The following is a 23,931-nucleotide window of genomic DNA, read 5'->3' on the forward strand; positions in this document are numbered from 1 at the left end:
CGACCAGTCCGAACTCCGATTTTCGGCTTTTTCGCTCCTCGAACTGCGATTTATGCAGAAAACCTGCATAAATCTCGGCTCAGTCGCCCCTACTCCCACTCAATCGTCGCCGGCGGTTTCGAGCTGATGTCATACACCACGCGGTTCACGCCCTTCACTTCGTTGATGACCCGCGTCGAGATCCTTGCCAGCACTTCGTACGGCAAGTGGCTCCAGTCGGCGGTCATGAAGTCATCGGTGTTCACGCAACGCACCGCAAGAGCGTTGTCGTAGGTGCGGCTGTCGCCCATGACGCCGACGCTTTGCACCGGCAGCAGTACCGCGAAGGCTTGCGACGTGCTACGGTAGAGGCCGGCCGCCTTGATTTCGCCGACGACGATCGCGTCGGCCGCCCGCAGCGTGTCGAGCTTTTCTCGCGTGACTTCGCCGAGGCAGCGAACCGCGAGGCCGGGCCCGGGGAACGGATGCCGCCAGACGATTTCTTCCGGCAGGCCGAGTTGCAAGCCCAGGCGACGGACTTCGTCCTTGAACAAATCACGCAGCGGCTCGATCAACTCGAACCCGAGTTCCGCCGGCAGGCCGCCGACGTTGTGGTGGAGCTTGATCGTGTCGGCCGGCCCGTCGGGGGCGGCGCCGCTTTCGATGACGTCGGGATAGAGCGTTCCCTGAGCGAGGAACTTGGCGCCTTTGATCTTCTTCGCTTCGTCGACAAAGCAGTCGATGAACGTGTGACCGATGCGGCGACGCTTTTCTTGCGGATCGGTGACGCCGGCGAGTGCGGTGAGGAAGCGCTCTTCCCCCTTCACCACATGGAGGTCGGTCTTGAAGTGTTGCGTGAACTCGGCGACGACCGCTTCTTCCTCGGCCTGACGCAGCAGCCCGTTGTCGACGAGGATGCACGAAAGCTGCGGGCCGATCGCCTTGGCGAGCATCGCCGCCACCACGGACGAATCGACGCCGCCGGAGAGGCCGCAGATGACGCGGTCGTTGCCGACTTCTTGGCGGATCCGCTCAATCGTCTCGGCCGCGAAGTCGCCGAGCTTCCAAGTTCCCTCGGCGCCGCACGCACCGTGAAGGAAGTTGCGAAGAACGGTCGAGCCCTCGGGCGTGTGGGTCACTTCGGGGTGGAACTGCAGGCCGAAGAACGGCAGCCGCTTGTGCTTCACTGCCGCGTACGGGCAGGTCGAGGTCTTGGCGAGCGGCGTGAAGTCGTTCGAGATGCCGGCCACCTGGTCGCCGTGGCTCATCCAAACTTGCGTCTGCTTCGGGACGCCGGCGAACAGGCCGTCGGCTTCGACGATGTCGCACTCGGCGCGGCCATACTCGCGGGCTGGGGCGCTATCGACTTTTCCGCCCAGTGCCTGACACATCAGCTGCATGCCGTAGCAGATGCCGAGCACCGGAATGCCGAGTTCGAAGAGCTTCGGATCGCAGAGCGGGGCGCCTTGGGCGTAGACGCTCGACGGGCCGCCGGAAAGGATGATGCCGATCGGCGCCAGTTCCCGCACCCGCTCGGCGGTGATGCTATGCCGCACGATCTCGCAGTAAACGTTCTGCTCGCGGACGCGGCGGGCGATCAGTTGGGCGTACTGCGAACCGAAATCGAGAACGAGCACGCGCTGTCCGGCAGCGCCTCCTCGCGGTTCGACGGAGCTGGGAGAGGCGGTCGTCATGAATCTCGCCGTTGGCTTTCGGGAAAACCAGTGATTGTAGAGCCTGCGGGCGGGGAAGGTCTAGGCGCCTGGTTTCGCGGTAGCCGCGGCTCAACGAGCCGCCGGAGCGGTGGCTCGAATGCCGAATGGGGAATGAGGAATGGGGTAATAGGCCACCTCGCCGCCCCATTCCCCATTCAGCATTCCCCATTTGTATCCGCTCCGGCGGCTCGTTGACCCGCGGCTCCTGTTGCCTCCTTGCCACGCCACGTTGCTTCTCCGCAACGCGAACGCTTATAGTGATTTTAACGGCCAGCGAAGTAACGCCCTATTTCACCGCGGTTTACGGCATGCAGATCCTGCTTACGAACGACGACGGCATCTATGCACCGGGCTTGGCGGCCCTGGAACACGAGTTGCGAAAGATCGGCTCCGTCGAGGTCGCCGCCCCTCTCACCGAACAGAGCGGCGTCGGCCACGCGATCACCTACCGCACGCCGCTGATGGCCCGCGAAGCTTACGACGGGACGCGGCAGCGCGGGTGGGCGGTCGAAGGGAGTCCCGCCGATTGCGTGAAGCTGGCGATTTCCGAGTTGTGCTCGGCTCGCCCGCAACTCGTGGTCAGCGGAATCAACAGCGGACTGAACGCGGGAATCAACGTCCTGTACTCCGGCACGGTGTCGGCGGCGATCGAAGGCGCCTTTTTCGGCGTCACGAGCGTCGCCGTCTCGCTGGAGTGGGATGAGCAAGCTCGTTACGACATCGCGGCCCAGTTGGCCGTGCCGATCATTTCGCAAATCCTCGCCCAAAAGGGACCGGAACCACAACTTTACAACCTGAACATTCCGCTCGCGGCTCTGAACCGGCCGTCGGAAGTTCGCGTGACGCCGATGTGCATCGCTCCCTGGGGCGAAAGCTACGAGCGCCGCGACGATCCCCGCGGTCGGCCCTACTACTGGGCGACGGGCAAACAACCGGCGCCGGCAAGCGACGCGACAACCGACCTGGCTGAACTTCGTGCTGGAAACATTACGCTGACGCCGCTCGACTTTGACCTCACTCGCCGCGACAAGTTAGCCGAGATGCGGCGCTGGCAATTCGCGGCCGCAACTGGTAGTTAACTGACCGCCTGAGAAATCAATTCAAATCAAATACATTCAACACGGAGGACACAGAGATCACAGAGGGCGGGGATGAAACACGACTCCCCATGATATTGCTGACGGCCGAGCGCTGGCAGCTTTCTTCTCTGTGTCCTCTGTGCTCTCTGTGTTGAAAAGAAACGGCCTAATCTCTTGGAAGGAGTATTGGCATGAACGCCTCGACTTATCGCTCCGCCGTCGCTCTCGCCTTCGCCGCCTCGCTAGGCTGCGGCGGCGCCCCTGCTCTGCCGACTGGGCCGGCGACGCCTCCGGCGGCTGAAGCTCCGGCGGAAAAAGAAAAGCCGATTGTGGCCGGCGTTCCCGGCGAGGAGATGCCCGAAGACGAGACTCCCGTCACCGACATTCCGCGGAAGTTCAATTCGCACGATCCGATTCAAGGCCGCCGTTCGCGCCGGCAGGCCCAAGGAACGAACGCTCTCGGCCTCGGCACGACTGCCGCCGCCGGCTTCTATGCGAAGCATGAAATGATGATCATCGCCATCGATCACGCGAACCAACTGTACAATCCGCAACACGACTTCGAGTTCCCGAAGACGCAAGAAATCTTCATGAAGGAAGTGGTTGCTCCGGCTCTCAACGGGCAGCCGTTGCCGAAGATTCCGGAGGACGAAGAGTACTGCTACGTGCCAGAACAAGGCGAAATCGGCTTGCAAATTCGCCTCGTCCCGGGCAGCCCGCGTTCGAAAGTTCCGGCCGGCACGACGCCGCAACAAGCCATCGCACAACTCGGCGGCAGCCTGGAACCGGAAGAACCAGCCTACGTTCCGCCGACCACTCAAATCAGCCCGCCGCCGGCCGATCCGGCTGCTGCTCCCGCCGCTGCCGCACCGGCCGCCGAACCTGCCCCTGGCGAACCAGAAGGCGGCCGCGACGACGCCGGCAATCCGCTCGATCTACGCGAACGGGCCGCTGGCTTTGGCGGCGTCTCGCCGACCGACGGCCTGTCGGAATAACGCTTTTCTGAACCACGCTCCGCGCTGATTAGCATGGAGTGAGAGAGATACGGAGAGAACTGGGAGGGGGCTGTCGGCTCTTGGCCGCCGGCTGTCTCGCCAGACGGGTGCTCGCACGCCGCGAATGCATCAAGGTCTGGCAGCCGCCGACGCTGAAAGCCGGCAGCCTTCTCCTACAAGACGCACGGAAGCGAACGCCTCGTCCCCCACGACTTCGCTTCCCTGACGTGCCATGAATCGCTCCGACTCCAATTCACTGTTCGGCATTCCCACATTCGCGTGGAAGTTGATCCTCGCCGCGGCGGTGCTCGCCGTGATGTTGTTCAACCGCGCCGATGCAGCCGCTCCCGACAACTGTGCCGTGACGCCGTTGCGGACGCCGCCAGCGCCCCCGGCGTGCCCGCCCGCGCAAGATAGCTGGATCTTCATGCCGAGCCGGTTCACCCACGATCCGGCCACCGGGGCTCGCGTCGCGCAGTATGCGATGAAGCCGCCGATTGAACCACTGGGCGATCCACGCCAAGTGACGAGCGGTTACTCGCGCAACCGGATCATCCTCCGCGGCGGCGACGGCTCGGTCGACACGATCTATCGCGTCACCAGCTTCGGCAACGGCCGCGGCGGGATGGACGCCGAGTGGGAACGTTTTCATGACGCTTGGCGCGGTTCGACCATCGCCGGCGGCCAGAGCCAGATGTACATCCCCGGCTACGGCGGTTGGTTTGGCGGCGGCGGGGGATACCGCGGCGCTGGCGGTTACGGAGGCGGCGGCTATGGCGGCGGTGGATACGGCCCGGGTGGAGGCGGAGGTTATGGTCCGGGCGGCGGCGGTGTTCCGCCGTGGGCTGGTCCCGGCGGGGCCGGGTATGGCTACGGCTACGGGCCGGGCTATGGCGTGCCTGATGCGGGCCGACTTGATCCCGATGGCGCCGATGGCTATCGCGAACCGCAGTACCGCACGCCGAATCGTGATTTTTACTACGATAAGCCGCCGCAAGACTTTGGCAACGGCGGCCACCATGGCGGCGGGCATCATCAGAATTAATTAGAACTCACCACGACGGTTCTGTGGGAGGCGTCTCCGACGCCGATGACGTACCGCCAACCGCAACATTGCTGGAGTGGAGCGTGGCATCGGGGTCGGAGACCCCTCCCACAAACCAACAGAGCGGTTCAGTTCTGTCGATTCACGGTACAGCCCGATTCGTCCGTGCGCTGTTCACGGCGTCGATAGGTTTGCCGTCGTAGTAGGCCGTGTAACCGGTCAGAAGCCATTGGTCGCCGAGTTTCATCCACTCGAGATCGACGCGTTGGTTGACGTAAGGAACGGGATGGCCGCTCTGGACGTGGGTGCCGTTGAGAAACGCCCGCGAGGTTGAGGTCGCCGTCATTGGGCTCGCCGACTCGTTGAGGGTCACTTCGACGTTCCGTCCGCTGCCGGCGCTCTCGACCTTCACCATCGGCATCAGCGTTTGCACATCGGAGCGGATGTCCGTGGCGGTCGGAGAGACGTACGCCAGCACGCCGTCGACATCATTCCGATCGATCGCGGCATAAATGCCGTGAACGGCGGCGGCAACTTGCTCGCGGTCGGTCTGAACAAACCATTCAATCGCCAACAGGCCGATCGTCGCCGCCACGGCCGCCGCGAACGCGCCCAGCGAGTCGCTGGTCCGCCGCGTCATGAAAAAGACCAGCGTCAACGTAATCGCCAGCCCGCCGATAACCGCGATTCCCAGCTCGTTTTCGGTAAAGAACGTCATCGCCTCGCCTCCTGATTCCTCGCCGCAGCGGACGGTGCGATCGAGCTTTGCATAAAAACTGTGTGGGAGGGGTCTCTGACCCCTAAGCGACGCTCTTGGCCTTAGCGGCTCCGGATTGGTAAGCGAAATCGGCGTCGGAGACGCCTCCCACAAAAGACTTTCTGGGCCAAGACGGTGCGATCGCATTCGTTCGTCGCATCGTGCGGCCCTTACCGATGATAGGGCGATTGGCTAGCCGCCGCCACATCTTTCGTCCCGAATCGGACGCTGCAGCAAAATCAAACCGCCGGCGACCGAATAGAATGAAACTACGATGCGAGCAGCACGCGAAGCCTTCCGCGCCGTCTTTGGTCTCGACCTCCGGTCGCTCGCCGTCATGCGCGTGGGCCTCGCCGGCGTCGTGCTCACCGATTTGGCGATCCGGTTCAGCGACTTCGGCGCCATGTATTCTTCGAGCGGCATGGCGCCGGTGGAGATGGTGCGCAGCCTGCAGCGGATTCCGGCTTGGTCGCTGCACCTTTTAAACGGTTCCGACGCGTGGCAGGCGACGCTGTTCGGCATTGCGGCCTTGCTGGCGGTCGCGCTGCTCGTGGGCTGGCAGACGCGGCTGGCGACGGTTGGTTCGTGGATCTTGCTCGCGTCGGTGCAGATACGGATGCCGCTGGTGCTGAACGCGGGCGACACGCTGCTGCGGGTGGCGTTGTTTTGGGGGATGTTTTTGCCGTTGGGGGCGGTTTGGTCGTTGGATTCGTACCGGAAGAATGAAGACCGGAGGGATAAACCCTCCGGCTCGCCTGGATCCTTCTCGTTGAGCCGTTACTCGAATCCATTTTTCTCCGCTGCGACTTTCGCGCTCGTGGTGCAGTTGGCGCTCGTTTACTGGTTCGCGGGATGGGCGAAGTGGAACGATGCTTGGCTCCGCGAGGACGCGCTGGGGAATGTGTTTAAGTTTGGGCTCTATGGGCTGCCGCTCGGGGCGGCGCTCAGCGACTACCCTGCCCTGACGCAATTCTTCAGCCGGGCGACGGTTTGGTTTGAACTCCTTGGGCCATTGCTGTTGTTCATTCCGTGGCAAACGGCCCGGCTGCGGATGGTTGCGATCATCGGCTTCGTGTTACTGCACGTCGGCATCGCCGTGACGATGACGGTCGGTTTGTTTTCGTACGCGGCGATCGCCGTTTGGATGGGAATGCTGCCCAGCGAGTTTTGGAATCGGTGGAGCAGGTTCGACATCAATTCGTTGGCGCCCATCGCCCCCGCTCACGCATCGCCGACGCGCGGAAAGCTCCGCTGGGCCGGTTCCGCTAGCGTGCTGGCGCTGCTCGTTGTGGCAATTTACTGGAACGTCACCAGCGAGATCTCGCCCCGATCGATGAACCGGTTCGACTGGGGAATGCGGGCCGCAGCCCACCTGACGACCTTGCGGCAAAGTTGGGGCGTCTTCGGCCGCCCGCCGCGGCAAGATCGTTGGTTCGTCTACCACGCACGCCTGAAAAACGGCGAGTCGGTCGATCTGCTCAGCGGCGGCAGCGAGATTCTCAAGCAGAAGCCCGCCCTCTCCTCGCGGCAGTTCTCTAACCATCGCTGGCGGAAACTGCACCTGCGGATCTGCTCCGAGAATTGCACGCCCTACCGGCAGCCAATGGCCGACTACTTCGTTCGCCACTGGAATGCGACGCATCCCGAGGATGAACAAGTGGTGCGGCTCGACTTCTACTACTACACGCAGGCGTTCGATCAGCACGGCATCGGCGGCGATCACGTTCGCAAGATGCTCGCCCAGCAGGTGCTAAGCGAAGGGGGCAACTTCGCCGAGGCGCTGCGGAATGGCGATGATTTCTGATTAAGACTGGACAGGATCACAGGATTGATTGGATTGACAGGATGTCATCTAAGCATCGCATTGCCTTATCCTGTCGACCTATGAAATCCTGTGATCCTGTCCATTATCCAATCGACGAAAGCGCTCGCGTAGCAGCATCGTCAGCGAGCCGGTAAACATCACCGCCAGCATGATCTCCAGCGGCCAGATCGGAATCACCGGGTTGTCGGGCGTCGAGTAATTCGGCGTGCCGACGGCCCGCTTTTCGCCGTCGCCGTCTGCCTTGATCTCCAGCGAGCCGCTCGCGATCGCCGAGCGAGCTTGGTACTTGTTCTCGATGCTCGCCTGCCGCTTGCCGAACTTGCCGCCGGTGGCGAGCAGCGCCGCCAGACCAACCGCGGTGAACAGCGCGAACCAGAGCCACGGCGAATCGGTGATCGGCGGCCGTGCCGGCTGCGGAGGGTCGGGCTGGCGAAGACTTTTGGCCATGATTCCAAGCAATGACGCTCAAAGAAACGAACGACTCTGTGGGAGGCGTCTCCGACGCCGATTCCGGTCACCACTCCAAGCCGCTACGGCCAAGAAAGCCGCTTCGGGATCGGAGATCCCTCCCACAAGTTTCTCCTCGAAGCAGGGACAATAAAAAACCGCTGATGAACGCTCATCAGACGCTAATGGAGACGAGTTGTCCATTAGCGCCGATAAGCGTCCATCAGCGGTGAAATCTCAACCGCGAACGTGCGTTCAGCGAGTTACTTCTTCTTGAACAGCGGACCGCCGTAGATGGCGCCGTCGCCCAGCATCTCTTCGATGCGGAGGAGCTGGTTGTACTTCGCCATCCGGTCGCTGCGGCTTGCCGAGCCGGTCTTGATCTGGCCGGTGGCCAAACCGACGGCGAGGTCGGCGATCGTCGCGTCTTCGGTCTCGCCGCTGCGATGGCTTGAGATGCTCGAGTAGCCGTTGCGGTGGGCGAGGTTGATCGCGTCGATCGTCTCGGTGAGCGTGCCGATTTGGTTCACCTTGATCAGGATGCTGTTGGCGATCCCTTCGTCGATGCCCTTCTGAAGACGCTCGACGTTGGTGACGAACAGGTCGTCGCCGACCAATTGGCAACGGTCGCCGAGCTTCTCGGTCAGCAGCTTCCAACCGGCCCAGTCGTCTTCGGCACAGCCGTCTTCGATCGAGCAGATCGGGTACTTCTCGGCCCAACCGGCGAGCAGGTCGACCATGGCGGCCGAGTCGAGTTCCTTGCCGTCGATCGTGTAGACTTTCTTCTTCGTGTCGTAGAATTCGGTGCTGGCGACGTCGAGCGCGAACCAGACTTGCTCGCCCGGCTTGTAGCCAGCCTTCTCGATGGCGCTCAGGATGATGCCGAACGCATCGCCGTTGGCGGGCAGATCGGGAGCGAAACCGCCTTCGTCGCCGACAGAGGTGTTCAGCTTCTTATCGTGGAGCACTTTCTTCAGGCTGTGGAAGATTTCGACGCCGCAGCGAAGGGCTTCGCTGAAGTTGTCGAACCCGAGCGGCATCACCATGAACTCTTGGACGTCGACCGAGTTGTCGGCATGCTGGCCGCCGTTGAGGATGTTCATCATCGGCGCCGGCAGGACGCGGGCGTTCGAACCGCCGAGGTAGCGGAACAGCGGCAGCTCGCAGTAGCGGGCCGCGGCGTGAGCGACGGCGAGCGAGACGCCGAGGATCGCGTTGGCGCCGAGTTCCTTCTTGTTCGGCGTGCCGTCGAGATCGATCATGCGACGATCGACCGCGATCTGGTCCATCGCGTCCATGCCGATCAGCTCGTCGGCAATCTTATCGTTGACGTTGGCGACGGCCTTCGAGACCCCCTTGCCGACCCACTTACCCTTGTCGCCGTCGCGCAGTTCGTTGGCTTCGTGGGCGCCGGTGCTGGCGCCGCTCGGCACGGCAGCGGTGCCGGTGGTACCGTCCGACAGGGTGACGTCGACCTCCACGGTCGGGTTGCCGCGGGAATCGAGGATTTGGCGGCCGCGGATGTCAACAATCGTGCTCATGGCGGGGTCCTTTTGGATGGACGGTGGGTTGGTTCGCTTAGCGATCTGTTTCGAGATGCGTAGAACCCGCCATTTTAGGGTTTGCCGGGCGGCTGTCGAGCGGGGGGCGGCGAGCCGGCTGGGGCGGTAAAAGCCGCCCATTTTGAACCGCCAAGGACGCCATGAGCGCCAAGGAATTCAGAAGGCGTTGAACCACGACGGCACGACGAGCACGACGGGGGAAATGACAATGCGGAGCCATGACGAACCGCGAATCACGCGAATAGCCGCGAATGAAGGGACAAGCTTCCCGTTCACATTCCGCAGATTCGCGGTTAATGGTTTCTCTTCTTTTTTCGCTTACGTTCGCAAGCTCGAGACGACTACTCCGCGGCTTCAGTTCCGCTCTTCTCCAACAAGATTTTGAACCGCATCTCGCCAGGCTGGCCGGTTTGCGGGTCTTGCGTGAAAAACTTGCCGGCGTAGATCTCTCCGAACGTCACGCCGAAGCGACTCTGCGGACGTCCCGGCGCCACCGCGAGCGGACGCCACTTCGCTTTCAATTTTTCGCGATCGCTCAAATCGCCCAAATCGAACGCCGCAAATTCTTTCTGCGCGGCCGCACTGTCGCCGTCGACGTCCATCTGATGGAGATCGACGCCTCTCCGCATCTGCCGCGAACTGGCGTCCATGGGTTGCACCATGAACGCCACGAACAACTCGTCGCGCATTTGATCAAGTCTCAGCATATGTAACGGCGAGCGGTTGTTCCCGTCGTAGTTGACCCCGCCCGTCCACGGCAGCATCGTTTCGCCGGAAGTAGGCCCGCCTCCTTGCGTTGGAATCCATTGCCAACCAATGCGAACATCGGCGTTGACCAGCGGGAACAATTTGACCGTTTGCAGCTTTCCTGCGTCCCCCTCGACGCTGAGATTGATTCGGCTCCCTCCGCTAACGTATCCCGCTGCGGCCGCCATGAGCTGATACTGCCCGGGGAACAGCTTGACGGTCGCATTCCCGTCGGCATCGGTTTCGGTCGAAACGTGAGAGTTCCTGCCGCCGCCGTAGCGATCACCCCCTACCAGGGTCACTTGAGCTCCTTCAATTGGCTTGTCAGCCTGATCAACGACGCGAATCTTCACGTCGCGTTTGTCTTCTTCAACGTAGCGATGAACCTTCAGCTCCTGCGGAGACGAGTAGATCGATGTTGCGACCGACAGCTCGATCTCTTGCGGCCGCAGTCCGGACTGATTGACGACCAACTGCACGGGCTGCGAACGGTTGCCCGGGTAGTTAAAGAAATAGAACAGGTTGTAACCCTCGGAAAACGATTCCAGACGCTCGTTGTTGCCGCCGCCTTGGATCGAATTTTGCGTCATCGAGACTGGCTCGTCATGCTGATCGACCACGCGAAAGATTGCAAAGTTCGCAATCTGCTCGCGATCGCCGTTGTTCGCTCGTCCGCCATGCGGGTCTTCAGCCAACTGATCGAGTCGCTCCACCAGTTCAACCGGCAAACGATCGATCTTCAGTCGTTGCTCAATCCGCACGGCGAGGCGATCGGCGGCGCCCGGGTATGCCTTGCGAACGGCGGCGAGATGAGGCTCCAGCGCTTCGTGCGCCGCTTGGCCGTAGCCGGCGTCCAACAAACTCGTCGCATACCAGAACAAAACTTGCGGATCCTCCGGAGCCAGCCGCGCCGCCTCGGCCAGTAAGCCGACGACTTCCTTATCGGCCCCGTTGAGAATCTTGGCTTCCAATGCTGTTCGCAACAGTCGCTGCGGCTGCGGTTCTTCGGCCTGCGGGACGGCCGCAATTTCAGAGATATCGGCAAGCGGAACGCGCATCGTCGAGTCGCCCACTTGCACCACTGCTTCGGCGCCTTCAACCGCAGCGGCGCCGAGAAGCACGCCGCCCGACTTGAGGCGGACTTGTTGCTGAGCCAGTGCAGGCGAGGCGATCAGCGTGACCGCGAGCGAGGCGAGCAGAATGCGAAGAGAATTCATGTGACGCGAATCTCGTGAAGATCGGCGGAGATGGATTTACAAACATCCCCATCATATATTCACAAAACACGAAACGCCACCAGCTGAGCCTCTTTACCTGTTTCCAGACGGGCAGAACGGCTTCTGCCCCCGCGTGTTCGCGACCGGCCCTCAAACGAAGGCCGATGGCTTGGCCCCTCGCGTGCTTCCACGTTTGCGCCGCCGCGGACAAACGGCGACGCAAACGCGGTGTTTTTATCGGGCAACGACGGCCGCTCAGGAAACCTTCGTCAGCTTGCTCACCCGCCCGGTGCCGACCCACTCGGTGACGTAGATGTTGCCGTCGGCGTCGAAGCAGGCGTCATGGGGATGGACGAACTTGCCGTCGACCCATTTCGATTCGTCGCCGCGAATGGCTTTGCTTTCGTCGGCTTTCATCCGCTCGCTATCGTCGCCGAGATGGGCAATCACTTCGTTCTTACCGTTAAGGAGCGTCACGCGGCCGACGAGATCGGGCACCAGCAGCAGTTCGCCTTGCGAATCGACGTTCGCCGGCAGCAGAAAGCCGTCCTGCGTGCGACGGTGTTCGCCGTCGAGCGTGAACCACTGCAACCGCGCGTTCGCGCGATCGGCGACGACGACGAGCGGTTCCGCGCCGCGGGCGTCAATCCAAACGCCGTGCGGCGTGTTGAACGTGCCGTCAGCCGGTTTCTCGCCCTCGGAGAGTTTGCCGAAGCTGCTCTTCCAGTTGCCGTCGGCGTCGTAGCGATGCATGCAGTAGCCGCCGTAGCCATCGGCGAGGTAGAACCCGCCGTCCGGCAAGAACGCAAAGTTCGTCGGCAGGAACCGATCGCGGCCCCACGGGTTGTCCTTCACCGGCGGCTTGTCTTCGCCCTCGGCGTAGCGTTTCGATTCCATCGGCGCGAACTTATGCCACACGGTCTCGCCCTCCGGCGTCAGCTTGGCGAACGAACGCTTCGCGTGGTACGCGGTGGCGTAGACGAACTCGTCGTTCCCCTCTTTACGCAGATCGAGGCCGTGGCCGCCTCCTTGAAACTGGCTGCCGAATGAACGGATGTAGTTTCCTTGGGGATCGAAGACGAAGATCGAGGGATGCTCCGGTTGGTTCGCGCGACCTTCGTGAATGACGTACACCGACCCGTCGCTGCCGACGGCGACGTTGTGCGTCGTCTGCCAGGTAAACTTCTCCGGTAGCTTGGCCCACTGGTGGTCGACTTCGTATTGATGTTCGCCGACGCCGACGATGGGGCGTTTTGAATCGGTCTTCGCGGCGGAAAGAATCGCGGGGGCTGCGAGCGCGGCCAGTGAACCGGCTGCGGCCTGCTTCGTGAACGCGCGACGATTGAGCGAGGAGTCGGAGTTCGACATAAAGATTGATTCCAAAGATGGTAGAGAAAAGTCCGCCCGCGATACGAATAGTCGAGTCAGCGTTGCGAGCTCAATTCTACCGTAGTCGCACAAAACGCGACACTTCCAGTCGCCAGCGAATGCCGAGAAACGGTAAATTGACGCGGACTTGCTTTCCTAATAAGCAGACAGTTAGACGGTAGAGCGGAATTCCTCGCCTTTAATAGTCTATGGCTAAGAGCTACTGCGATTACTGCGAGGCGGTATTAGAACCAAGTCGCGAGTTCATTTACGAAATGGAGTCGCTCAACTTTCTTGACGATGAAGAGTGGTTGGAGGAAATTCGCAGCGTGCCGGCCTACCACGGAGAGCCGTTGCGAATCTGCAAACGATGCCAGGCCAGCATTGAGCTAAACGAAGCCAATCTCAAGTCTGAAGACCCAGCAGAGGACCACGAACAGCGAGCCGGCTTTCGGCTGCTGGCGTTTGCCATGATTCTATTCGCGCTGGTGATTGTCGGTGACATTGTGGTTTCGGTTTTTCGCAGCTTGTAGCTGGCGGGCTTGAACGTTGCGGAAGTTGCTCCGGCGGGGGCGTTGCCCCGCGGCTACCGGGTGCTCTAGCCGCAGCCCTAACATCGGCCTCAGTGAAGCCCGATGCAGGCACTGCTAGCGGCGACCTGGGCGCAAGTGCTCAATTTTCTACCTTCAACATAGTCGAACCAAAGTTGCTGAATTGTGCGGTTCGATAGTTGTAATGACGGCGCGCTCACTCACTCACTCGTCTTAAGCGCGTCTACGTGCGCGAATGAATCTTTTCTGACGCGCGATGGGGACCGCGATGCGAACCATTTTCATCATTGTCGCTGCGGCGCTATGCGCGCTCCCCGGCTGCACCGCCGCGCAACTTTCTCGTAATACGGTCACGCAGGCGCACTCGCACACAGACATCCTCTACCGACAGGTGCTCGACAACCTCGCGGCGGCCGAGTGCAATCCGGACGTCCTCCCGCATTTTTCCGTAATCGGCGCCGGCGGGACGTTGGTCATCGACTCCGCGAGCGCGAACGCCGGCTTCGACTGGGACTCGCGCACCTTTCTCGGCTCGACGCTCGGCTTGGGCGGCAGTCGTGGAATTGAAGATGGCTGGACGCTGGCGCCCGTGGTCAATCCCGACAAGTTACGAGCGATGCGGTCGGCCTACCAAATTGTCTCCCGCGGCGAGGCGGCCGATCCCGTTGGATTCTCATTGTTAAATTCGTATCTTGGCCCCGACTACATGCCGCTGTTGCAACAAGGCTGGTACGGCGTCGGTTCGAAGCATGACGTGCCGAAGCACGCCTGCTACGTTTCGCACTGCGGCGACCGTTACGTGTGGGTCACCGGCGACGGTCTAGCGGGCCTCAGCCAATTGTCACTGGCTGTCTTGAACATTGCGACGTTGGAAGAAAGCGGTGCAGCGCCAGCGCCGCACAACAAGGAATACCTCCCCTCCCCGGACGAGAGCTACGACTACGTGCCGCGGGCGCGAGAGAACTTCTACAATCCGCTGCAGTCGCAGATCCAAATGATGGGACGCTGATTCCCGCGGGCGCCGCTTGACTCTCAAATGGGCGTCAATGGCACAGCAATACTAGCTATTGCGAACAGCCCCGCTTACAATCGCGGCATTCTTGTCATCCCGCGATAGGTCGCGATCATCGTTCGCGACAGCGTTTTTTGCTCTCCCCTGCGTTGTTTCCTCGCATTGCGGAGCGGTTTAATGAGCGAATCTTCGGAGAAGAAGTTCTCGCTGCCGATCCTGACGGCGATGGTCGTGGGGTCGATGGTCGGCTCCGGCATCTTCATGCTGCCGCGCCGCTTTGGCGAAGCGACTGGAGTCGCCGGTGCACTCATCGCGTGGGTGATTGCCGGCACAGGCATGTTCATGCTCGCGCGCGTCGTGCAAACGCTCGCGGTTCGCAAACCAGAACTCGACGCCGGCGTCTACGCCTACGCGAAAGAGGGCTTCGGAGACTACGCCGGCTTCTTGTCAGCGCTCGGATACTGGGCGGGGACGTGCATTGGCAACGTCTCGTACTTCGTGCTGATCATGTCGACGTTCGGGCTCATCAAGTACACGCTCGTGGGCCGGACGTACGTCATTGTGGGCGATCGATATTCGCTCGGCGGTCAGTTGGAGTTGTTCGGCGCCGGCGATACGGTCGCGGCCGTCGTATTCTCTTCGATCATTCTGTGGGCGGTGCACTTCATGGTACTGCGGGGAGTGAAGCAAGCCGCGGCGATCAACACCATCGCCACAGTGGCGAAGATCATTCCGATCGTGCTGTTCCTCGTCTTCGTCGCCTTTGGGTTCAAGGCAGATTTGTTTACCGCAAGTTTTTGGGGCGGGCAGGAGGCGTCGGTCGCCTCGATCTACGGACAAGTTCGCGCCACGATGGCCGTGACGCTGTTCGTCTTCCTGGGAGTCGAAGGGGCAAGCGTCTATTCGCGGTACGCCAAACGGCGGGAAGACGTTGGCGCGGCGACCATCATGGGATTTCTCGGCGTGCTCTGCCTGATGGTGCTGATCACGCTACTGTCGTACGGAGCACTCGCGCGTCCCGATCTCGCTGGAATGCGGCAACCTTCGATGGCGGGAGTCTTGGAAGCTGTCGTGGGACCGTGGGGCGCGCTGTTCATCAGCATCGGGCTGATCATCTCGGTGCTGGGAGCGTTCTTATCGTGGACATTGTTGGCGGCGGAAGTGCTGTGGACCGCCGCCAAAACCAAAGACATGCCCACATTCTTCGCCCGCGAAAACCGCAACGGCGCCCCCGCGGCGGCATTGTGGCTCACCAACGCGATGGTGCAAGTGTTTTTGATCGCCACGCTCTTCTCCGCCGATGCGCTCCGACTGATGGTCGATCTGACCGGGGCGATGTCGTTGATTCCGTATCTGCTGATGGCGCTGTTTGGCTTGATGCTCGCGTGGCACGGCCAAAGTAACGGAGAGGCTGCAGCACAACAACGCGGCGAGTTGGTGCGAGCGGCAGTCGCCACGGTCTACACGGCGTTCTTGATCTACGCGTTGGGCATGAAATTTTTGCTGCTCTCAGCAATTATCTACGCGCCAGGAACACTGCTTTACATCTGGGCTCGACGCGAACAGCAGCGCCGAATCTTTTCGTCCTCAGAATGGGTAGTTTTCCTCGTGGCGACGGTCGGCGCTGCGGTCGGTATTTACGGCCTAGCTACGGGAAGCATCGCGATTTAACAGCAAAGGTGCATGATGACGCAAATCCAGACCAACCATGCTCCAGCATTCGGCGTGCATTCTGAGGTTGGAAAACTCCGGGAGGTCATGGTGTGTTCGCCTGGGCTGGCGCATACGCGTCTGACGCCCACGAACTGCGATGCGCTCTTGTTCGACGAACTCCCCTGGGTGCAAAACGCCAAGCGCGACCACTTCGACTTCGTCACGAAGATGCGCGACCGCGGAGTCGAAGTCGTCGAGATGCACAACTTGCTGGCGGAAACGCTCGACAATCCGGCTGCGAAGAAGTGGCTACTCGATCAACAAATGGTCGCCGAGGAGGTAGGGCTCGGCGTCGTCGACGAACTACGTTCTTATCTCGAAGGGCTCGCGTCGCGGCAGCTGGCCGAGTTTCTGATTGGCGGGCTCTCGACCGTCGACGTCGCGGGCATTTTGAAAAGCGACCTCCTGAAATTGGCCCATGAAGCGACCGGCATCACCGAATATCTGCTCCCGCCGCTGCCCAACACGCTCTACACTCGCGACACGACTTGCTGGATTTACGGCGGCGTTTCCGTGAACCCGCTCTACTGGCCTGTGCGCCGCGAGGAAACGAGGCTGACGACGGCCATCTACAAGTTCCATCCGCGCTACGCCGGCAAGGTGAAGGTCTGGTGGGGAGATCCCGAGGCGGACCATGGGCTGGCGACCGTCGAAGGCGGCGACGTGCTCGTCATCGGCAACGGCGCGGTCCTGATCGGAATGAGCGAGCGCACGTCGCGGCAAGGCGTCACGCAACTCGCGGCCGCCTTATTCCAGCAAGGCGTCGTCAATCGCGTGATCGTGGCGGCGATGCCGAAGCTGCGCGCCGCGATGCACCTCGACACCGTGTTCACGTTCTGCGACCGCGATTTGGTCAGCCTTTACCCCGAGGTGGTCGATCGCATCCATCCCATCTCGCTGCGGCCGGCGAACGGTCCGACGGGGATGGAGGTCACCGTGGAAAACAAGCCGCTCGTGGACGTGGTAGCCGATGCGTTGAACCTAAAGAAACTCCGCGTCGTCGAGACGGGCGGCGACTCTTATGCCGCCGAGCGGCAACAATGGGACAGCGGCAACAACTATGTGGCCGTCTCGCCGGGGGTCGTCTTCGGTTACGATCGCAACACCTACAGCAACACGCTGCTGCGGCAACAGGGAGTGGAGGTGATTACGATCGTCGGGGCCGAGCTGGGGCGGGGTCGCGGCGGCGGGCATTGCATGACCTGCCCGATTATTCGGGATGCGGTCGAGGGCTGATGGCGGCTGAACGACGGCTGCTTGATGCGATCGCTTGCGGGTCGCTCGGGCGGGGGCGTTGCCCCGCGGCTACTGGGAGAGGAGTTCGTAGCTGCGGAGTCTGGCGGCATGGTCGTAGATGGCGGAGGCGACGATGAGTTCGTCGAGCGTGTGCTGCTTGGCGAACTGTTCGAGTTGCTCATGGACTTGGCTGGCCGTACCGACGAATGAGCATGACAGCATTGTCGCCGCGCGGAGTTCTTCTTCCGGCGACCAGTAGGCGTCGATATCGTCGATCGGCGGCGGCAGTTGGCCCGGCGTGCCGCGCAGCAGGTTGGTGAACTGTTGCTGAATGCTCGTGAAGTGGCGGCGAGCGGCGGCTTCAGTTTCGGCAGCGACGACGTTGACGCCGGCCATCACGTACGGCTGTTGTAGTTGCTTCGACGGCATGAATTCGGCGCGGTAGATCTTCACCGCATCGGCGAGCGCCGCCGGAGCGAAGTGCGAGGCAAACGCGTACGGCAACCCGAGCATTGCAGCGAGGCGGGCGCCGAACAGGCTGGAACCGAGAATCCAGAGCGGCACTTCCAGCCCAGCGCCCGGAACGGCACGGATTCGCTGGTTCGGTTCCGGCGACGCAAAGAACTGCTGTAGTTCCAGCACATCTTGCGGAAACGTATCGGCGGCGTTGATGTCACGACGCAATGCACGTAGCGTGAGCTGATCGGTGCCTGGCGCACGCCCGAGGCCGAGATCGATGCGGCCCGGAAAGAGTGACTCGAGCGTGCCGAATTGCTCGGCAATCACCATCGGCGAGTGGTTCGGCAGCATGACGCCCCCTGCCCCGACGCGGATCGTCTGCGTGCCGGCGGCGACGTGGCCGATGGCGACGGCGGTCGCGGCGCTCGCGATGCCGACCATGTTGTGATGCTCGGCCAGCCAGAAGCGGCGGTAACCCCAGCGCTCGGCATGCTGAGCGAGGTCGAGCGACCGGTGGAGTGCGACGGCGGCAGTCGAACCGGCGGAAATGAAGGCGAGGTCGAGAATCGAGAGCGGAGGCATGGCGGGAGTTAGTTGGCGGGGAGCAGTACGAGCCACCCGCCGCGGCGGGTGGACGAAGTGCTAGTTAACAAATTGTGTGGGAGGCGTCTCCGACGCCGATAACGGTTACCACGGCGTGACGGTTACACTCGCAGAGCAATCTCGGGGTCGGAGACCCCTCCCACAATCGAACGGAGAACCTAGGCGATCAGCTCACAATATCCCGCCGCCGGCTGAGGTAATCCCACACCACATACCGATCGAGATCGCGCCCCGCCGTGAAGAAGACGCGGCCCTTCGTCGATTCGGCGAGGCGGTAGGCAAACCGCACGTCCTCTTCCGTTTGCGACCAACTCGGCATCAGGAACATGTTGATCGTGATTCCTTCGCGACGGCAAAGCTGCCCCTCGCGAAGCGTCGCCTCTTCGGTCCGGGGATCGGGCGGGTAGAGCAAGTACAGCATCTGTTGTTCGAAATGAGCGGTCGGCAGCCCGTCGGTAATGAGCACGATCTGCCGGTTCGGCGTATCTTGCGTTGAGAGCATCCGCCGCGCGGTCGACAGGGCGTGCTGGATGTTCGTGAAGTGGGGCGGCACTTGGTGCTCGCTCACGTCGTCGCGACTCATGTCGGCCCGGAGGCGAACGATCGGGTCGTGCACCGTCACCGGCTTGGGCATCAGTTCGATCAGCTTGCCGCGCGGCACGGGCTTGGCGAAGCTATACATCTCGATGAACTGGAGGTAGTCGCCCGGGTACTCGCCGCGAATGAGGCCTTCGAGCGCGAGCGCCATTCGCTTGACGTTGATGTACTGCCCGTCGTAACGCATCGAGCCGCTCATATCCATCAGCACGCAGGTGGCGCACTTCGGCGAGTTGCGCGTGCGGTGAATCTCGATGTCTTCCTGATCGAGCCGCACCGGCGTGCCGGGGCCTTTGCGAATCAGGGCGTTGACGAACGAGGAAGTGATATCCATGTTCGCGACGGAGTCGCCAAACTCGTACTGCTTCGTCGTTTGGAGTTCGACCGCGCCTTCGCCGATGACGTTGTTCTGGTGCCGACCGCTGCGCGAGGGGGCCAACTCGCTGAAGAGTTTTTCGAGCAATTTCGCTTGAAAGATGCGGTAGGCTTTCGGCGTCAACTGAAAACTGCCGCCGCGCTGTTCGAGCCCCTGCTGCTCGGCCATTTCGCGGAGGTAGTCTTGAATCTGTTGCTGCAGCGCGCTGAGTTGGTCGACGTCGCCCGGCTCGGTGAACTCGGCGAGGGCGTCCATGTCGATGAGGCCAATTTGCGCCGTCTCGCGAGCCTCTTCAAGTTGCTTGATGAGGTCGTCGATCTTTTCGAGCTCTTCCTTCACCTGCAGCGCCTGCGGCACGGAGAGCGACTCGCGGCCGGTGAAGTCGTACTTCGCGGCGAGTTGCTCGACGAGGTATTTATCGCCAAGCGTTTCGATGAGCGACACGAGCCCGCGGGCGAACGCCGATTGATCGTTGCCCGCTGCGTACCACAGCCGTTCGAGGTCGCGGATCTGTTCGTTCTTCACCGCCGAGTGAAACCGCTCGCGCAGATTCTTCGGCGGCTTCAGTTGCTGCGCCTCCTCGGCGACCGCGCGCTCCGCCGCCTTGCTCACTCGGCTCGTTTCGAAGCGTTCAAGAATCTTTCGCCTGCGCTCTTTCAGAATCGCGATGAGCGCGTCGATGCTCGGGCCGAGACCGGAGATTTGGCTTGGGTCGATCTTGATGGCACGAGCCAGTTGCTCTGGCGTGAGTTCGCGCCGCTGCCCGTACATGAGCATGTGCTCAAACGCGGCCGAAGTCATATCGGGCGGCGGCTGCGTCGGGCTGGGAAACCGCTTGGGGTCGTACTGCTGGTAGGCGTGAATCACGCCGCCGAGAGTCTGGCGATTGGCCATTGCGGTGGGGCCTGCGGGCTAGGTGTGGAACCGAAGCGGCGCCGAAGCACCGGTGAATGATAGCCACGAAGCCGCCAGAGTGAAGTTTGGGCCTGGAAGCCCCCAATTACTGCAGCTTCAGCTCGTAACAGGCAATCTCCTCGGCGTTACGGACATAGAGTCGGTCGCCGACGATCGTGGGATGGTTCCAGGTTTTTCCTTCGAGCACGGGGAAGCGAGCCACTTCCTTCAGCTCTTCGGGATTCGCTTCGACGATGATCGCTTCCCCTTCTTCCGACAGCACGAGCAAAAGGCCTTGGTCGGCGACCAGCAGCACCTGCCCGGCGCCGTAGCGTCCTTTCTTCCAGTGCCGTTTGCCCGTTTTGAGATCGATGCAGGCGAAGATGTTGCCGTCGAAACCGTACACCGCGTCTTCGTAGCGAACGTAGTCGTTGAAGTAGGGCTTCAGATCTCGCGACTGCCACTTCGAATCAATCTTCCATTCCTCGCCCTCGGCGCCAGGCTTGAGTTCGAGCAGCATCGTGCCGCCAGCTTCGGTGAAGGCGATCATCACTTCGTCGGGACCGATGAGGTGAGGCTGCGTCGCTGGCATACCGGTTCGCGTGTGGCCTGCTGAAAAACCCCAGAGCTTCTTGCCCGTGGCAGGATCGGCCGAGGTGAACTCCTTATCGCTGAGATAAAGAACTTGCTGTTTGCCGCCGAACGATGCGAGTTGCGGCGACGAGTAGCTGTGCCCGCCACTGGCGACGTTCCACGCAGGTTGGCCATCGGCGGCGGCGTAAGCCAATAGGCTTTGATCTTCCGGGCCGCCGGCGAAGACGATGACGCGACCGTCGACGACGAGCGGCGAACTCGTGAAGCCCCACTCGGGGAGCTTCGCGCCTGAGTCTTTCGCAATGTCGCGAGTCCAAACGAGCGTGCCGTCGGCAGCCTCGAAGCAGTTGAGGATGCCGGTGGCGCCGAGCGTGTAGAGCCGACCGTCGGCGAACGTAGGCGTCGCGCGGGGGCCGTCGCCGCCAAGTTCTTCGGAAAATCGAGCTTGGTCTTCGTGCGACCAGACTTCTTCGCCCGTCTTCGCATCGATGGCGACGACCGCTTCGCGATCGCCGCGTTGTTCTTGCGTGAAGAGGCGATCACCTGCTGTGGTGATCGATGACCAGCCGGGGCCGATGCGGTGCCGCCAGAGTTCTTTTGGCGGCGTTTGCTCCCAGTTGGTGTTTAGTTTGACGTTGTGGAGGACGGCGTCGCGGTTGGGGCCGCGGAAGTTGGTCCAGTCGTTTTGGTTGGCTGCTAGGGGTTTGGTTGCGGTGTCGGTGGAGGAAGCCCCGCGACCACCGGTCGCGGCTTTTTGTTGGCGGGAGGCCAGGAATTCCTGTTCGCTCGTGGGGGTCCAGCGCCAGTGCATTTCGGGGAGGGCGCCGCCGCTCATGCCGCTGGTGCGAATGAGCGCGAGCGGCGACCACATGAGGATCGCCAGCGCGATAAAGCCCCGCCGCCGCGTCGCGGGGCTCGCGTGGCGGGTAACGGCAATCCACAACGTCGCCAGCGTCACCGCGGCGCCAATGATGAACATGATCGGCGCGACGAGTGGCTTGGCTTCCAGCTCTGGACTGCTAATCGCCATGGTGACGAAGAGGCTCGCAATCGCCACTAGCGGAATGGCGAGCTTTTCGCGCCACGACGCCCCGCGATTGAACACCCACCAGCCGGCGAAGACGATCACCAGCGCGAGCGTCGTCGCGAGGCGGTAAAGAAACGTTTGGAAGACCGCGAGTTCCAGATAGTTGATCGTCAGAAACGCCCCCCAGTAGAGGGCGAGAATCGCCAGCGGGATGACGGGGCTGATCGCTCGCGGCCGGGCGGCGGTCGCTTCGCTTGGTTGCTGTTCGTTCATATGCAACTGACTTCTCAAATGCGTTTAACACAGAGATCACAGAGGACACGGAGGAATTTGGGAGCAGATCGTGCCCCCGACCTTCGCAGGCCAACTCTGTGTTCTCTGTGGCCTCTGTGTTGAAAGATTTCTCTAGCCAGCAATATACCGCCCGCCGACTGCGGGCCGATATGCCGAACGGATGCAAGCGTTGCAAGGCTGCCGAACGACCGGCACAATGGCGGCCATGAAGCACATTCAGCGCGAAAGTTTGATCCACGACCCGATCCACGGTTACATCCCGTTCATTTCGGTCGCCGAGCCGGGCGAAACGGCCGAGCGGACGCTGCTCGACCACCCCTGGCTACAGCGGCTACGGCAGATCCATCAGCTGCAAACGGCGTGGTGGGTCTATCCGTCGGCTGAGCATACGCGGTTCCAGCACGTGGTCGGCACGATGCACATGGCGAGCCGCGCGGTCGAGGCATTGTACGCGAGCCTGAAAGAAGTCTGCCCCGACGTGCCGAGCCGAGGGTTCGTCGAGTGCACGATGCGGCTGGCGGCGCTGTTGCACGACGTGGGCCACGGCCCGTTTGGACACTTCTTCGACGCCCACTTTCTGAGTGCGTTCCGGCAGGCCGACGGTTCTCGGCTGACGCACGAGACGCTCGGCGCCCACATCATCATCGACGAACTGGGCGAAACGCTCCGCGGCATCCGCCGCTGCCCGAACAGCGAGTTGCTCGAGCACGAACGGATTGATCCCAAGCAAATCGCGTGGCTGATCACGCGGCCGACCGAGCATGACGGCCAAGAGCATCCGCGCTGGCTCGCGCTGCTGCGGAGTTTGTTCTGCGGCCTCTACACAGTCGACAACATGGACTTCGTGTTGCGAGACGCCTTCATGTCGGGCTACAGCACGAAGGCGTACGATCTCGACCGACTGCTGCGGTACAGTTTCTTCAGCGAGCGCGGCCTCACGATCCACCATCGCGGGCTGAACGCGCTGTTGCGGTTCATGCAGACCAAGAGCGAGCTGTTCCGCGCCGTCTATTTCCACCGCACGGTGCGGGCGATTGACAAGACGCTCGAAGGGTTGTTCCGCGATAGCAAAGGGATGCTCTTCCCGGGCAATCCGCTGGAGCACCTCGAAGACTACAAGACGTTCACTGAGTGGTCGCTGCTGGTCGACGTCGCTCATTGGCACAAGAGCGACAACGTCGCGAAACGGGCTCTCGGCGAGCGGTGGCAACGGCTGCTCGAACGGCAAGTCGATTGGGAAGCGGTCTACGATCGCAACCTCACGTTCGGAACCGGCGATTCGGAGCAAACGAGCATCTTTAGCGACGCGAAGATGGTTGAGCACGCCATTCGCAGCAAGCTGCCGAGCGAAATCGCCGACATCGAAATGCAGATCGACCTGCCGCGGCACATCTATCGGCCGCACGAAGGCAAAGCGACGGCTGGGCAGAATTTCCTTTACACTGCCGCCGGCGCGACGCGGCGACTCGACGACGACCAACTCTTCCGGCAACTGCCAGTGTCGCACCGGATGTGCCGTGTTTACCTGCGTAAGGACGCCACACGCGAGCAGCGGGCGGCGATCGGCGCCGTCCTCGACCAACTCGTCGGCAGCGGCGGCGACGATGACCTCACCAACATGTAGCCGCGGGTCAACGACCCGCCGGAGCGGTGAGAAAAACAAACCACGAAGACACGAAGACCACTAAGACGCACCAAGAAGTGAGAAGGGACAGAAAACGCCAATCTACGCATGGGCTTCGTTCCCCTAGTTGGTGATTGATCTTTCCTTGCCTTCCTTTGTGTTCCTTAGCGACCTTCGTGCCTTAGTGGTTAATCCGCCGAACTACGCATTTCAGC

The 23,931-nt window shown here is 61.8% G+C and carries 18 protein-coding genes; 9 read left to right on the forward strand and 9 right to left on the reverse strand.

Annotated elements, in window-relative coordinates; translation table 11 throughout:
* Window positions 1-89: 89 nt before the first annotated feature.
* Window positions 90-1,673 carry a glutamine-hydrolyzing GMP synthase gene (guaA, locus tag PLANPX_RS20520; RefSeq protein WP_152100533.1) on the reverse strand — a complete coding sequence of 528 codons (1,584 nt, stop codon included), beginning with the start codon at window positions 1,671-1,673 and terminating at the stop codon, window positions 90-92.
* 329 nt (window positions 1,674-2,002) lie between these two features.
* On the opposite strand from guaA, the gene surE reads away from it, so the two are divergent.
* From surE to PLANPX_RS27695, 3 genes are all read left to right on the forward strand, one after another.
* Window positions 2,003-2,773, forward strand: a complete 771-nt coding sequence (gene surE, locus PLANPX_RS20525; protein WP_152100534.1) for a 5'/3'-nucleotidase SurE — start codon at window positions 2,003-2,005, stop codon at window positions 2,771-2,773.
* Window positions 2,774-2,964: 191 nt separating this feature from the next.
* Complete coding sequence (locus PLANPX_RS20530; RefSeq protein ID WP_152100535.1) at window positions 2,965-3,768, forward strand: hypothetical protein; 804 nt, start codon at window positions 2,965-2,967, stop codon at window positions 3,766-3,768.
* A gap of 232 nt (window positions 3,769-4,000) precedes the next feature.
* Complete coding sequence (locus tag PLANPX_RS27695) at window positions 4,001-4,813, forward strand: hypothetical protein (RefSeq protein ID WP_194175109.1); 813 nt, start codon at window positions 4,001-4,003, stop codon at window positions 4,811-4,813.
* A gap of 142 nt (window positions 4,814-4,955) precedes the next feature.
* Here PLANPX_RS27695 and PLANPX_RS20540 read toward each other — a convergent pair whose 3' ends face one another.
* Complete coding sequence (locus PLANPX_RS20540; RefSeq protein ID WP_152100536.1) at window positions 4,956-5,531, reverse strand: hypothetical protein; 576 nt, start codon at window positions 5,529-5,531, stop codon at window positions 4,956-4,958.
* 313 nt (window positions 5,532-5,844) lie between these two features.
* Here PLANPX_RS20540 and PLANPX_RS20545 point away from each other — a divergent pair, with 313 nt between their 5' ends.
* Window positions 5,845-7,374, forward strand: a complete 1,530-nt coding sequence (locus tag PLANPX_RS20545) for an HTTM domain-containing protein (protein WP_152100537.1) — start codon at window positions 5,845-5,847, stop codon at window positions 7,372-7,374.
* Between the two features lie 78 nt (window positions 7,375-7,452).
* Here the strand turns inward: PLANPX_RS20545 and PLANPX_RS20550 are convergent, their stop codons facing one another.
* The 4 genes from PLANPX_RS20550 to PLANPX_RS20565 all read right to left on the reverse strand — a co-directional run bounded on the left by PLANPX_RS20550 (window position 7,453) and on the right by PLANPX_RS20565 (window position 12,736).
* Window positions 7,453-7,842, reverse strand: a complete 390-nt coding sequence (locus tag PLANPX_RS20550; RefSeq protein ID WP_152100538.1) for a hypothetical protein — start codon at window positions 7,840-7,842, stop codon at window positions 7,453-7,455.
* A 263-nt stretch (window positions 7,843-8,105) separates the two neighbouring features.
* Entirely contained in the window at window positions 8,106-9,383 is a 1,278-nt protein-coding gene (gene eno / locus PLANPX_RS20555) for a phosphopyruvate hydratase (protein WP_152100539.1), read from the reverse strand.
* 362 nt (window positions 9,384-9,745) lie between these two features.
* Window positions 9,746-11,368, reverse strand: a complete 1,623-nt coding sequence (locus tag PLANPX_RS20560; protein ID WP_152100540.1) for a carboxypeptidase-like regulatory domain-containing protein — start codon at window positions 11,366-11,368, stop codon at window positions 9,746-9,748.
* Between the two features lie 255 nt (window positions 11,369-11,623).
* Window positions 11,624-12,736 (reverse strand): hypothetical protein, encoded by a 1,113-nt coding sequence (locus tag PLANPX_RS20565; protein WP_152100541.1) that lies wholly within the window; start codon window positions 12,734-12,736, stop codon window positions 11,624-11,626.
* Window positions 12,737-13,011: 275 nt separating this feature from the next.
* Here PLANPX_RS20565 and PLANPX_RS20570 point away from each other — a divergent pair, with 275 nt between their 5' ends.
* The 4 genes from PLANPX_RS20570 to arcA all read left to right on the forward strand — a co-directional run bounded on the left by PLANPX_RS20570 (window position 13,012) and on the right by arcA (window position 17,248).
* On the forward strand, window positions 13,012-13,269 hold the full coding sequence (locus tag PLANPX_RS20570) for a hypothetical protein (protein WP_152100542.1): 258 nt from the start codon (window positions 13,012-13,014) through the stop codon (window positions 13,267-13,269).
* Between the two features lie 286 nt (window positions 13,270-13,555).
* Window positions 13,556-14,296 (forward strand): hypothetical protein, encoded by a 741-nt coding sequence (locus tag PLANPX_RS20575; RefSeq protein WP_152100543.1) that lies wholly within the window; start codon window positions 13,556-13,558, stop codon window positions 14,294-14,296.
* Between the two features lie 180 nt (window positions 14,297-14,476).
* Window positions 14,477-15,970: a basic amino acid/polyamine antiporter gene (locus tag PLANPX_RS20580; RefSeq protein ID WP_152100544.1), complete on the forward strand. Its 1,494-nt coding sequence runs from the start codon at window positions 14,477-14,479 to the stop codon at window positions 15,968-15,970.
* A gap of 15 nt (window positions 15,971-15,985) precedes the next feature.
* The gene (gene arcA, locus PLANPX_RS20585) at window positions 15,986-17,248 is read left to right on the forward strand and encodes an arginine deiminase (RefSeq protein ID WP_152101950.1); all 1,263 of its coding nucleotides are present in this window, start codon (window positions 15,986-15,988) and stop codon (window positions 17,246-17,248) included.
* Between the two features lie 69 nt (window positions 17,249-17,317).
* Here the strand turns inward: arcA and PLANPX_RS20590 are convergent, their stop codons facing one another.
* The 3 genes from PLANPX_RS20590 to PLANPX_RS20600 all read right to left on the reverse strand — a co-directional run bounded on the left by PLANPX_RS20590 (window position 17,318) and on the right by PLANPX_RS20600 (window position 22,071).
* Entirely contained in the window at window positions 17,318-18,289 is a 972-nt protein-coding gene (locus PLANPX_RS20590) for an LLM class flavin-dependent oxidoreductase (RefSeq protein WP_152100545.1), read from the reverse strand.
* 187 nt (window positions 18,290-18,476) lie between these two features.
* Window positions 18,477-20,177 (reverse strand): VWA domain-containing protein, encoded by a 1,701-nt coding sequence (locus tag PLANPX_RS20595; RefSeq protein WP_152100546.1) that lies wholly within the window; start codon window positions 20,175-20,177, stop codon window positions 18,477-18,479.
* A 106-nt stretch (window positions 20,178-20,283) separates the two neighbouring features.
* Window positions 20,284-22,071 (reverse strand): PQQ-binding-like beta-propeller repeat protein, encoded by a 1,788-nt coding sequence (locus PLANPX_RS20600; RefSeq protein ID WP_152100547.1) that lies wholly within the window; start codon window positions 22,069-22,071, stop codon window positions 20,284-20,286.
* 226 nt (window positions 22,072-22,297) lie between these two features.
* Between PLANPX_RS20600 and PLANPX_RS20605 the strand changes: the two genes are divergently transcribed.
* Complete coding sequence (locus tag PLANPX_RS20605; protein WP_232536204.1) at window positions 22,298-23,716, forward strand: HD domain-containing protein; 1,419 nt, start codon at window positions 22,298-22,300, stop codon at window positions 23,714-23,716.
* Window positions 23,717-23,931: the final 215 nt, after the last annotated feature.

The sequence above is a fragment of the Lacipirellula parvula genome (assembly GCF_009177095.1).
In the GTDB taxonomy this organism is placed as follows: Bacteria; Planctomycetota; Planctomycetia; order Pirellulales; family Lacipirellulaceae; genus Lacipirellula; species Lacipirellula parvula.